This window comes from Erythrobacter sp. S57(2025), from assembly GCF_057365055.1.
In genome coordinates this window covers 1,428,157-1,439,256 of record NZ_CP200299.1, presented here as the reverse complement: position 1 = coordinate 1,439,256, position 11,100 = coordinate 1,428,157, and the positions used below count along the sequence as shown (strand labels likewise).

Annotated in this window: 11 protein-coding genes; 8 read left to right on the top strand and 3 right to left on the bottom strand. The window is 58.0% G+C overall.

Features of this window, described 5'->3' with window-relative positions:
* Positions 1 to 11: 11 nt before the first annotated feature.
* The 3 genes from AC0V6N_RS06950 (at position 12) to AC0V6N_RS06940 (ending at position 3,003) form a co-directional block, all read left to right on the top strand.
* On the top strand, positions 12 to 2,048 hold the full coding sequence (locus tag AC0V6N_RS06950; protein ID WP_486170853.1) for an ATP-binding protein: 2,037 nt from the start codon (positions 12 to 14) through the stop codon (positions 2,046 to 2,048).
* A gap of 233 nt (positions 2,049 to 2,281) precedes the next feature.
* The gene (locus tag AC0V6N_RS06945; RefSeq protein WP_486170852.1) at positions 2,282 to 2,542 is read left to right on the top strand and encodes a hypothetical protein; all 261 of its coding nucleotides are present in this window, start codon (positions 2,282 to 2,284) and stop codon (positions 2,540 to 2,542) included.
* A gap of 62 nt (positions 2,543 to 2,604) precedes the next feature.
* The gene (locus AC0V6N_RS06940; protein WP_486170851.1) at positions 2,605 to 3,003 is read left to right on the top strand and encodes an MAPEG family protein; all 399 of its coding nucleotides are present in this window, start codon (positions 2,605 to 2,607) and stop codon (positions 3,001 to 3,003) included.
* Here the strand turns inward: AC0V6N_RS06940 and AC0V6N_RS06935 are convergent.
* From AC0V6N_RS06935 to AC0V6N_RS06925, 3 genes are read right to left on the bottom strand one after another with little or no spacing between them, the layout of a single operon-like run.
* Complete coding sequence (locus AC0V6N_RS06935; protein WP_486170850.1) at positions 3,000 to 3,770, bottom strand: cyclase family protein; 771 nt, start codon at positions 3,768 to 3,770, stop codon at positions 3,000 to 3,002. The genes AC0V6N_RS06940 and AC0V6N_RS06935 overlap by 4 nt on opposite strands.
* Entirely contained in the window at positions 3,767 to 4,888 is a 1,122-nt protein-coding gene (aroB, locus tag AC0V6N_RS06930) for a 3-dehydroquinate synthase (protein WP_486170849.1), read from the bottom strand. Before aroB ends, AC0V6N_RS06935 begins: the two co-directional genes overlap by 4 nt.
* The gene (locus tag AC0V6N_RS06925; RefSeq protein WP_486170848.1) at positions 4,879 to 5,445 is read right to left on the bottom strand and encodes a shikimate kinase; all 567 of its coding nucleotides are present in this window, start codon (positions 5,443 to 5,445) and stop codon (positions 4,879 to 4,881) included. The genes aroB and AC0V6N_RS06925 overlap by 10 nt, the downstream gene beginning before the upstream one ends.
* Positions 5,446 to 5,483: 38 nt before the next feature.
* Here AC0V6N_RS06925 and AC0V6N_RS06920 point away from each other — a divergent pair, with 38 nt between their 5' ends.
* The 5 genes from AC0V6N_RS06920 (at position 5,484) to AC0V6N_RS06900 (ending at position 11,009) form a co-directional block, all read left to right on the top strand.
* Positions 5,484 to 5,699: a hypothetical protein gene (locus AC0V6N_RS06920; protein ID WP_486170847.1), complete on the top strand. Its 216-nt coding sequence runs from the start codon at positions 5,484 to 5,486 to the stop codon at positions 5,697 to 5,699.
* The gene (locus AC0V6N_RS06915) at positions 5,696 to 7,594 is read left to right on the top strand and encodes a hypothetical protein (RefSeq protein ID WP_486170846.1); all 1,899 of its coding nucleotides are present in this window, start codon (positions 5,696 to 5,698) and stop codon (positions 7,592 to 7,594) included. Before AC0V6N_RS06920 ends, AC0V6N_RS06915 begins: the two co-directional genes overlap by 4 nt.
* A gap of 27 nt (positions 7,595 to 7,621) precedes the next feature.
* Positions 7,622 to 8,503: a tyrosine recombinase gene (locus tag AC0V6N_RS06910; protein ID WP_486170845.1), complete on the top strand. Its 882-nt coding sequence runs from the start codon at positions 7,622 to 7,624 to the stop codon at positions 8,501 to 8,503.
* Positions 8,504 to 8,519: 16 nt separating this feature from the next.
* Positions 8,520 to 9,464: an acetyl-CoA carboxylase carboxyltransferase subunit alpha gene (locus tag AC0V6N_RS06905; protein ID WP_486170844.1), complete on the top strand. Its 945-nt coding sequence runs from the start codon at positions 8,520 to 8,522 to the stop codon at positions 9,462 to 9,464.
* 66 nt (positions 9,465 to 9,530) lie between these two features.
* Positions 9,531 to 11,009, top strand: a complete 1,479-nt coding sequence (locus tag AC0V6N_RS06900) for a M48 family metalloprotease (RefSeq protein WP_486170843.1) — start codon at positions 9,531 to 9,533, stop codon at positions 11,007 to 11,009.
* Positions 11,010 to 11,100: the final 91 nt, after the last annotated feature.

The window sequence follows — 11,100 nt, the reverse complement described above, 5'->3', positions numbered from 1 at the left end:
CGGAGAGAGCTTTGTTTTCCAAAATCCTGATTGCCAATCGTGGTGAGATTGCATGCCGTGTTATCCAGACGGCGCGCAAAATGGGTATCGCGACCGTCGCGGTCTATTCCGATGCGGATCGCAACGCGCCTTTTGTGAAACTAGCGGACGAGGCGGTTCACATTGGACCATCGCCAGCGGCCGAAAGCTATCTGATCCCGGAAAAGATCATCGCTGCATGCAAGGAGACGGGCGCAGAAGCGGTGCATCCCGGCTATGGCTTCCTGTCCGAACGCGCGAGCTTCGTTGAAGCTCTCAAGGCAGAAAGCATCGCTTTCATTGGCCCACCTGCGGGCGCGATTGCGGCGATGGGTGACAAGATCGAGTCCAAAAAACTCGCCAAGGAAGCGGGCGTTAATGTCGTCCCCGGCTTTGTCGGCGAAATCCGCGATACCGATCACGCGGTCGAGATTTCGGACGATATTGGCTATCCAGTAATGATGAAGGCCTCAGCCGGTGGCGGGGGCAAGGGGATGCGGCTCGCATGGTCTGAAAAGGACGTGCGCGAGGGCTTTGAAGCGACCAAACGCGAAGGGCTAAATTCCTTTGGCGATGACCGCGTTTTCATTGAGAAGTTCATCGAAAACCCACGCCATATCGAAATCCAGATCCTGGGCGATAAGCACGGGAACATCCTCTATTTGAACGAGCGCGAATGCTCGATCCAGCGGCGCCATCAAAAGGTCGTCGAAGAAGCGCCTTCGCCCTTCGTTACGGACAAAATGCGCAAAGCCATGGGCGAACAATGCGTCGCTCTGTCGCGCGCGGTGGATTACCATTCGGCGGGAACGGTCGAGTTGATCGTGAGCGGCGCGGATAAGACGGGTGAGAGTTTCTACTTCCTCGAGATGAACACGCGTTTGCAGGTCGAACATCCCGTGACAGAAGCGATCACTGGGGTCGATTTGGTCGAACAGATGATCCGCGTGGCTGCCGGCGAAGAGCTGAGCCTCACACAGGACGATATTGGCATTCATGGCTGGTCGATTGAAAACCGCGTCTATGCCGAAGACCCCTATCGCGGGTTCCTCCCCTCAACCGGCCGCCTAACGCATTATTCACCGCCGATTGCCGGTTGGAGCGAGGACGATGAGGTGCAAGGCAAACCCCGCCGCGGTGTTGCCCACGGTGCTGGCAGCGTGCGCGTTGATGATGGCGTGTTCGAAGGGGGCGAGGTCTCCATGTTCTATGACCCGATGATCGCAAAGCTGATCACTTGGGCACCCACCCGCGATGAAGCGGCGGATTTGCAGATTGAGGCGCTCGATAACTTCCGCATTCGGGGGCTAGGGCACAATGTCGATTTCCTCTCGGCCATCATGCAGCATGAGCGGTTCCGCTCGGGCGAATTGACAACGGGCTTTATCGCTGAGGAATATCCTGAAGGATTTGTCGGCGCACCATCGGATGATGCGTGGCTGCGCCAGATGGCGGCTTTGTTTGCTGGGGCTGAGTTCACTCAACAGGTCCGTGCCAGGCATATTTCTGGCCAATTGGATGGTCGCCAAAACCCGCCATCGCGCTGGATGGTCAAGATCGGTGACCGCTCATTCGACGTGCTGCTTGAAGAAGGCGGCGCGAGCGTAGACGGCGAAAGCATGCAGGGCACGTGGGACTGGGAAGTCGGCATGCCGATTGCTCAGGTCACCGGCGACAATGAAATGGCTGTTCAGGTTGAGCGGATCGGGGTGCGTTGGAAGATGACCACACGCGGCGCGTCTCACGAAGCGCTAGTCCTGCCAGCCAATCTTGCAGGCCATGCGGCGCATATGATCGAGAAAGAGCCGCCTGACCTTTCCAAAATGCTCATGTGCCCCATGCCCGGTATGCTGGTGAAGCTGCATGTGGATGAGGGTGAAACGGTGCAACCTGGCCAACCACTTGCCACAGTTGAAGCGATGAAGATGGAGAACATTCTCCGCGCCGAGAAGGAAGGCGTCATTGCCAAAATCAAAGCATCTGAAGGCGAAAGCCTGGCAGTTGATGCCGTAATACTGGAGCTAGAATAGTCCCCAATAGGCACAGTCGTGCTTATTTCCTGCCTCGCGCGCGAAAGCTTGTTACGCTGCGCGCGAGTTTTGACCGTTTCGGATGTAACAATCTGAATAACCGCCTCTTCTCGTCGCGTTTTGTCCACAATCGGGCTGGCGTGGGGGCGGCAATTGCGAGATCATCACTTCGTTGATTCGGAATCGAGCCGCAGGGTCGCACCTGGTGACATTCATCTTTGGGGGTATGGAACGTGGCGAAAAAAGGAACCGGTTACTTCGATCGCAGAGGCAACTTTTTCAAAAGTGCTCGCGATGCGACAGCAAGCGATCTGGCAGGGATGCTGGGGCAGATTGGCGATGGTGAAAGCCTTGCGCCGGGCATTGCACACACATTGTTGGATAAGCGTGCAGAGATCGAGCAGCTTTTTGCCGATCATGACGCGATGACCGCAGAAGAAATCAGCATCGATCTTGACGCCAAGGTTACTCAGCTTAAGCGACCAGCGAGCTGATTTTTCCTGAAATTTGTAATTCTCGATGAGTTAGAGTTAGTCCCTCCGCGAGGGAGAATTCTATGACATTGCCTATTACGGCGGCCACCACCGCAATCATTGCGCTGCTGCTATTGTTGCTTGCTATCCAAACTGTTCGCAAGCGCCTGCAATTGAAGGCTGCATTTGGGGATGCTGATGATCCCGGTTTGATCGCGGCGACCCGAAGTCATGGCAATTTGGCAGAGCACGCACCCATCGTGCTGATCATGCTGGGCCTGCTGGAATTCGCCGGAGCCTCGCATTCGGTATTGATCGGATTTGCTGCGGCCTTTGTGTTGGGACGAATTGCGCATGTGATTGGCCTTCACCAACCCTCTCAGCCGGGGAAAGCACCCCTAGCACGCCAGATAGGGGTTATCCTGACATGGCTGACTATACTGGCGCTAGCGGTGCTGCTCTTGATTGGGGTTTTGGCTTAGCCTTCAATCATCGCAACGGCGCGGATCCAACCGGCGCTGGCGCGTTCAATCTTCACTGGGAAGCAGCTGAGCGTAAAGCCATGCGCGGGCAAGCTTTCCAGATTGGTGAGCTTTTCAATCTGGTAGTAGGGTTTGATGCGGCCTGCCTTGTGCCCTTCCCAAATGATCGAGGGATCGCGCTTTTCAGCCCAGCGTTTCGCCGTGTGGCTAAACGGGGCATCCCAGCTCCAAGCATCGGTGCCAACCACTTCGACGCCGCGCTCAGTCAGCCAAAGCGTTGCCTCTGCTCCCAATCCCACACCTTGATCGGTGAAGTTATCGGTGCCGTAGACTGCGCCTGATTGAATCAAAACAATATCAAGCGGTTGCAGCTTATAGTCGATCTTTGCAAAAGCCTCTTCGACCTCACTTGCGCTAACCACATGGCCGCTTGGCAGGTGAGAGAAATCGAGCTTCACGCCGGGGCGCAGGAATTGATCGAGCGGGGCCTCATCAATGCTGGGCGCAGGCACAGCGCCGTCATTTGTGGTCGAATGATAGTGCCACGGCGCATCCACATGGGTGCCGTTGTGGGTGGAGAGTTCAAGCATCTCGACCGCCCAGCCTTCGCCATCGGGCAAGTCTTCCTTTTCCAATCCCGGAAAGAACATCGCGATCTGCGCCCAGGTGTCCTCATGCGTCATATAGGTGACTTTGGGACGCATCATCTCAGGGTCAGAAACCACATCATTGGTGATGGGGATGGAAAGGTCGATAAACTGGGTCACGCGCCGTGCCCCAGCTCGTCATCCAGAAATGCGGAAATATCGCCGAGGTCCACATCGCGCGCCAGATAGGCCTCGCCGATCCCTTTAAGCAGGAGGAAGGGCAGGGTGGACCCTTCCATCTTCTTGTCGTGGAGCATGTGGTCGGCGAGCGTTTTGCCGTCGCAAGTGAGCGCAAGCTGCGTGATTTCCGCTCGCATCCCAGCGCCTTTGATTGCGGCGACAGCACGCTCGGCATCTTCTGCCGCCATTTCGCCGCGCCGCACGGAGTATCGCGCGGCCAAGACCATTCCCAGCGCCACAGCCTCCCCGTGCAAGAGCGTGCTGGAAAAACCCGTCTCCGCTTCCAATGCGTGTCCAAAAGTGTGCCCCAGATTGAGCAAGGCGCGAACGCCCGAGGTCTCACGCTCGTCTTCGGCCACGATCCGGGCCTTGGCGCGAATGCTAGTGGCGATGGCGTGGGTGAGCGCTTCGGGTTCGCGGGCAATGACCTGCGCGCCGTTTGCTTCCAGCCAGCCGAAAAACTCGGCATCACCAAGCAGTCCGTATTTAAGAACTTCGGCATAGCCTGCCTGCATTTCTCGCTCAGGCAGAGTGTCGAGCACCAGCGGGTCGATCAGGACGGAGGATGGCTGGTGGAATGCACCGATCAGGTTCTTGCCTGCACGCGTGTTGATCGCGGTCTTTCCGCCGACCGAACTGTCTACCTGTGCGAGCAAAGTGGTGGGTATCTGCACGAAATTGCAGCCGCGCTTGGTCACAGCGCAGGCAAATCCAGTGAGGTCGCCGACAACGCCTCCACCCAGGGCAAACACATGATCAGAACGGGTGACGCCTTTGGCAAGCAGCCAATTGGTCAATTCTTCAAGCACTTCCCAAGATTTTGCGCCCTCACCGGGATCTACCACGAACCAGTGTGCTTTGTATCCAGCATCAGCCAGTGAGGCTTCGACCTTGTCCTTATAAAGTGAATGCGTGTTCGTATCGCTCACAAACGGAACGGCGCGGTCTGAGTAGCTTGTGAGAAAGCGCGTCGCGTGGCCGGCAAGATTGCTAAGTAGCCCCCCCTCAATCGTCACGTCATATGCGCGCCCGGCCAGTTCAACTGGAATTACAACCATTTATCAATTGCCTTGATTATCGAATGCGCGGTCTTGGAATGCGGACCATTTTCGCTGACCACGCGAATTTGCGCCTGCTGGTAAAACTCTTCGCGGGTGTTTTTGAGGTTAGTCAAAATCTCGCGCGGATTGCCCGATCGCAAGAGCGGGCGGGTGTCTCTGCGGGATGTGCGTTCGACCAGAGTATCAATGTTTGCGTCAATCCAAACCGCGATCGCACGCTCCAAAATCAGCGCGCGGGTTTCTGGATCGACGAAGGCCCCACCGCCTGTGGCGATCACTCCGGTGCTTTCCTCGATCAAACGCGCGATCACCCGGCGTTCTCCATCGCGGAAGTAGGGCTCACCAAATTGTTCGAAAATCTCGGCGATGGAACGCTGCGCGGCGATCACAATCTCGTCATCGGCATCGATAAAGCCGCTTCCAAGCATGCTCGCGAGTTTGCGGCCGACTGTGGATTTGCCAACGCCCATCAAACCCACCAGCACTATGGGCCGGTCTAGGCGCGCGGCGACATCGTCAATCGCGCTTTGGTTCAAAGACATCTCAGCAGTCATTGCCCCTTCGCCTATAGATGGGGTAGAGCGCGTGCAATATGTCTAACAACCGCGTTGTTCACCATGCACAGCTACAAACATCCAAGCCTGTCCGGCCTTTCTTTCGCCGTCCCATCGTCATTTATCCTGCGATTGGCATCTTGATCGTGCTTGCTGTTGCGTGGTTTGATGGAGGCGAAGAACCTCTGCGTCCGATTGTCGAACGGGTCGATCAATCAGCGAATGTGGGGTCTGGGAGCGGGACAGGCTCATGAGCGTATTGACGAATTCGAAGTCCAGCTGGCTGGCTGGTGTCGCAGCTTTGGGCGTTATTGGCGCGATGGGCGGGATGTTTGCAGGCGGTTTGGTGAGCGCACAGGATGCGCCTGAATCGCTCCTGCCGCCGGGCTTTGATGACCCTGCACCCACTCCAACGCCAGCGCCTGCCCCTACCGCGCCGCCGGTGGCTCCGCCGGTAACAACGCCATCAAACCCGTCGACCACGCCAGCACAAGGTGCGACCGTGCAGCCGTTGCCGTCTGGGGCAGGGCTGCCGCCAGCTCCCAGTGTTTCGAGCGCGGATCTGTCCGGCTTGCCGACATTGGAGGAGTTGGAAAACCTCTCGACTGACCAGCTGGATGATCTGCTGGGACTAAAGCCTCAATACGATATTCCGCCTGCTGCGCGCCGATCTTTGGCGCAAGTTGGTGTTCTTGCCCCATCCGAAGGGGGTTTTCCGACCCGTTCATTGGTCAATCAGCCAGAGAGCCTGGTGCGGGCAACATTGGGCGGCACACGCGGACCGTTGGTATCGCGCTGGGGGCACATCGTCCTTCGACGCGCATTGGCAAGCCGCTTGACTGCGCCGGAAGGCATGAACCCGGTTGAGTTTGCGGCCCTGCGCGCAGGTGTACTCAATTCTTTGGGAGAGTTCGGGACGACGCGCGCTTTGGTGCAGGACGTTGATACTGGTAATTGGAACAAGGCGCTGACCAGCGAAGCGTTGGCTGCCTATATCGCCTCCTCCGATTTCGTTGGCGCCTGTCCTGCCGTGCGTTTGCAAGGATCTGAGCGCGAGGACCCAACATGGGTGATGATGCAGGCGATCTGCAATGCCTATGCGGGTGAGGGCGCGCTTGCCGGATCGCAGTTGAACGGGGCGCAAAGCGAAGAGATCGCCCCTGAAATCGATATCCTTTTGGCGCAGCGCTATGCCGGTGCTGCCGGGCGCGGACGTGGGGGAACCACCGTAAGCTGGGAAGGCGTTGAAGAGCTGACCCCGTGGCGATTTGCTCTTGCCAATGCGGTGGGCGAAGACATTCCCGACACCATCGTCAACGCCGCCTTTGCCGCGCCTCGCGGTGACTATTATCCGCTTTCTGCGGCCTCTGCACCGATGCTGCCGCTCGATAAACGTGCGCTCTATGCTGGCGTTGCGGCTGATCGCGGGATCCTGTCCGCAGCTGCGTTGGTCGACATTTACTCTCAGGTCTACGCAAATGAGGGCATTGGCGGCGACATTGCACTGCGTTCGCGCCGTTTGCGCGATGCCTATGTTGGCGCAAACCCTGGCATTCGGATCGATGCGATGCGCGACATTTGGGGCGGCGACAATGTCAGTTTCCCCGGCCTTGTGCTGACGGCCTATGCCGCCGCGCGTGTGCCACCGTCAGCAGAACATACCGATGCGGCCGGCGATCTTATTGCCTCGATGCTTACAGCAGGTCTCGACCGCGATGCAGCGACTTGGGCGCCCTTTGTTGAATCTGGTTCACAGGGCTGGGCGCTGATTGCGCTCGCTGATCCCGATGGCGCAACTGCAAACGAGGACGCTTTATCCAGCTTTTGGAGCGCGGATGAGAGCGAAGAGGGGCACAAAACAGGGATGCTGATAGCTGGTCTTGCCGGGTTGGGCCGCGTCCCGATGGCGGTTGCGGCTGACTATGATATTGATCTGTCACGCGAGACCCGTTGGACGCGCATGATTGAGCGTGCTGCTGAGGTTGAAAACCCCACACTTGTCGTTTTGCTAGCAGGGCTTGGAATGCAGGGTGAGGACTGGTCGCAAATGACCCCGCTTCACCTCTATCATGTCACATCCGCCTTGCAGCGCGTTGGGTTGGAAGCAGAGGCAAGGATGATCGCTGCAGAGGCTGTCGCGCGCAGTTAAGCACTAGGCTTGGAAGCTATCAGGACTATGTCAGCAGCCGTCCAATCCTTCCTCGACATGCTCGCCGCCGAACGCGGCGCGGCGGTGAACACTTTGGCGGCGTATAGACGCGACCTCGACGGTGCGGAGGAGGCATTGGGCGACCTCGCTAAAGCATCGCGAACCGATGTAGCCAAACTCGCAGGCGAATGGGCCGCGCTCGCGCCATCGACCGTGGCGCGCAAATCATCGGCGCTGCGCCAGTTTTTTGGCTTTGCGATGGATGAAGGATGGCGAGGAGATGATCCGTCCGGCGCGCTCCCCCGGCCACGAACGCGTCGCCCATTACCCAAAGTGCTAAGCCATGGGGCGGTGGAGGCCTTGTTAGAGCGCGCTGAGCTGGAGGCTTCTTCGGGCAAGCACACCGCGATCCGTCAGCTTGCACTGCTTGAAATGCTCTATGGCTCTGGCCTTCGCGCAACCGAACTGGTCAGCCTGCCAATTACCGCAATACCCCGCGATGCCCCGCTAATCACGGTCACGGGCAAAGGTGGTCAAGCGCGCGTGGTTCCAGTAAGCGACCGGGCGAAAGAGGCTCTCGCCAATTGGATCGACGTGCGTCCCAGTGAGCCGAATTCGAAGTTTCTGTTCCCATCGCGGGGCGGCAAGCATTTAACGCGCGTGCGCCTGTTTCAAATGCTCAAAGAACTCGCAGCGCGCGCTGATCTGGACCCAAAAGGCATCAGCCCGCATGTCTTGCGCCACGCCTTTGCAACGCATCTGTTGGAAGGCGGAGCTGACCTGCGCGTCTTGCAGACTTTGCTGGGGCACGCCGATATTGCGACCACCCAGATCTACACCCATGTTGATGCGGCGCGATTGGTGGAGCTGGTCAACACACGGCATCCCCTTGCCACGCGCCGGACATAGGACTAGCGAGCCAAGCATGATTTCTTACCTCGAATTCGAGAAGCCCGTCTCAAGTCTCGAAGACCGTATCAACGAACTGCGCGGGCTCGACTTACAAGAAGAAGTGGACGTAGCCGCAGAGATTGAGCGGCTCGAAACTAAGAGCGCAGAGCTGCTGGCGAGCACCTATGCCTCCCTCACGCCGTGGCAGAAAACGCAGGTCGCGCGGCACCCGCAGCGCCCGCATTTCCGCGACTATGTGGAGCATGCTTTCACCGATTTCATGCCGCTTGGCGGGGATCGCTATTACGCCGATGACATTGCGATCATGGGTGGTTTTGCGAAGCTGAATGGGCGGCGCGTGATGCTGATCGGCCATGAAAAGGGCAACGATACGCAAAGCCGCATCGCCCACAATTTCGGTATGGGTAAGCCAGAGGGGTATCGAAAGGCGATCCGGCTGATGGATCTTGCGGGCCGTTTTGGTCTGCCGGTGGTGACTTTGGTTGATACGTCTGGGGCGTTTCCCGGCATCGAAGCGGAGGAGCGCGGTCAGGCAGAAGCGATCGCTCGGTCAACCGAGGCATGCCTTGCGCTGCCGGTGCCGATGGTGTCGGTGATTGTAGGTGAGGGTGGTTCAGGCGGCGCTGTGGCGCTGGCCAGTGCAGAACGCGTGCTGATGCTCGAACACTCGGTTTATTCGGTGATTTCGCCTGAGGGTTGCGCGTCCATTCTGTGGCGCACGGCGGAGAAAGCTTCGGAAGCGGCGCAGGCGATGAAAATCACCGCGCAGCACTTGAAGCGCCTCAAAGTGATCGACCGAATTGTAAAAGAACCTGTCGGCGGCGCGCACCGTGACGGTGAAGCAATGGCGAGAACTCTTGGCAGTGTCTTGAGCGAAGAGATTGATAACTTGAGCAAAATGGACAGCGAGACTTTGCTGCGTATGCGCGAGGAACGGTTCCTCCAGCTCGGCGGATAACGGGCGAGGGGCTTGCCCTCGCTCTCACTTTTCCCGATACTTCGCAAAAGTTTCGGGGAGAGCAAAATGTCATTTTCATCACGCAAATTCTGGTTCGCTGGCGCAGCGCCGCTCGCTTTGGCGCTGAGCGGCTGCATGGGCGGCGGGTCTATCCCCTCGGCCTCAGCTCCGATTACATCAACCGAAGCGCAGCAGGGCGCGGAGTTCCACCCAAAGCTGCTCCAGCAATTTGGCGGTGCGATGGGCGGTTCTCAGGCGCAGTATGTTGAGCAAGTGGGCAAGAATATCGCCGTGCAATCGGGCCTTGGCAATGCGCGTGAAAGCTTCACGGTCAGCCTGCTCAATTCGCCTGTAAATAACGCCTTCGCGGTCCCCGGCGGCTATATTTACACAACGCGCCAGCTTGTGACGCTGATGAATAACGAGGCGGAGCTTGCCGGAGTGCTGGGCCATGAAGTCGGTCACGTTGCAGCGCGCCATTCTCAACGTCGGCAACAACGGGCGCAGCGCAATTCGATCCTTGGCGTGCTGGGAGCGATCGGCTCTTCGATCCTGTTAGGTGATAGCTCTGTTGGCAACACGGTCTCACGCGGTTTTCTGCAAGGATCGCAATTGCTTACGCTCAGTTTCTCGCGCTCTCAGGAAATTGAAGCAGACGATCTTGGCATACAATATTTGACCAAAGCGGGCTACGATCCACGGGCCATGGGCACCATGCTTGCTAGCCTTGCTGCGCAAAACAGCCTTGATGCGCGGCTTCAGGGGCGAGGCAATGCGACGGTTCCAGAATGGGCATCAACCCACCCTGATCCAGCAAGCCGTGTGCAGCGCGCATTGAATGCGTCGCAAGGTTTGCCGGGCACCGTCACCAATCGTGACACCTTCCTCAATCGGATCGACGGACTGCTCTATGGCGATGATCCTGAGCAAGGCGTGATCGAGGGAAGCCGTTTCATTCATCCCGAATTGCGGCTGACTTTCACTGCGCCGCAAGGATTTTACATGGTCAATTCGACCACGGCGGTGAGCATTAATGGGCAAAGCGGGCAGGCGCAGCTGACGCTCGCCCCGTATGCAGGCGATCTTGATAGCTATATCCGCCAGCAATTTACTGCCCTTGGCGGAGAGAATAACAATCTTGCCCCGCAATCCATCCAGCGCACAACCGTTAACGGGATCCGCGCAGCCTATGGTCAGGCTCGGGTCAATAACGGCAACAATCAGGTGGACGTGACGATCTTCGCTTATGAATTTGCGAATGATCGGGCCTATCATTTTGCTGCAATCACACCCGCAGGCCGCTCGGACACATTCAATGCAATGTTCCAATCGATGCGGCGAATCAGTGCAAACGAAGCGGCGCAGGTGATTCCGCGCAGACTGGATGTTGTGACAGTGCAGCGCGGCGATACTATTGCGGGTCTCGCGCGCCGAATGGCCTATGATGACGCGCAGGTAGAGCGGTTCCGTGTGCTCAATGCACTGGGTTCAAGCGACCAACTGCGCGCGGGCCAAAAAGTGAAACTGGTCGTTCGCGCGCGTTGAGGTCTGGCGGCGAGCCTCGTTGCTTGCCCTGCCCGGAGGCTTAGCTCCCTAATCACACGCACAAAAAAAAGCGGCGGGGAAAACCCCGCCG

Bases quoted from the DNA above. Each gene is read 5' to 3' on its own strand.
- AC0V6N_RS06940 (WP_486170851.1), top strand. From the start codon at position 2,605: ATGACATTGCCTATTACGGCGGCCACCACCGCAATCATTGCGCTGCTG.
- aroB (WP_486170849.1), bottom strand. From the start codon at position 4,888: ATGGTTGTAATTCCAGTTGAACTGGCCGGGCGCGCATATGACGTGACG.
- AC0V6N_RS06925 (WP_486170848.1), bottom strand. From the start codon at position 5,445: ATGACTGCTGAGATGTCTTTGAACCAAAGCGCGATTGACGATGTCGCC.
- AC0V6N_RS06920 (WP_486170847.1), top strand. From the start codon at position 5,484: ATGTCTAACAACCGCGTTGTTCACCATGCACAGCTACAAACATCCAAG.
- AC0V6N_RS06915 (WP_486170846.1), top strand. From the start codon at position 5,696: ATGAGCGTATTGACGAATTCGAAGTCCAGCTGGCTGGCTGGTGTCGCA.
- AC0V6N_RS06910 (WP_486170845.1), top strand. From the start codon at position 7,622: ATGTCAGCAGCCGTCCAATCCTTCCTCGACATGCTCGCCGCCGAACGC.
- AC0V6N_RS06905 (WP_486170844.1), top strand. From the start codon at position 8,520: ATGATTTCTTACCTCGAATTCGAGAAGCCCGTCTCAAGTCTCGAAGAC.
- AC0V6N_RS06900 (WP_486170843.1), top strand. From the start codon at position 9,531: ATGTCATTTTCATCACGCAAATTCTGGTTCGCTGGCGCAGCGCCGCTC.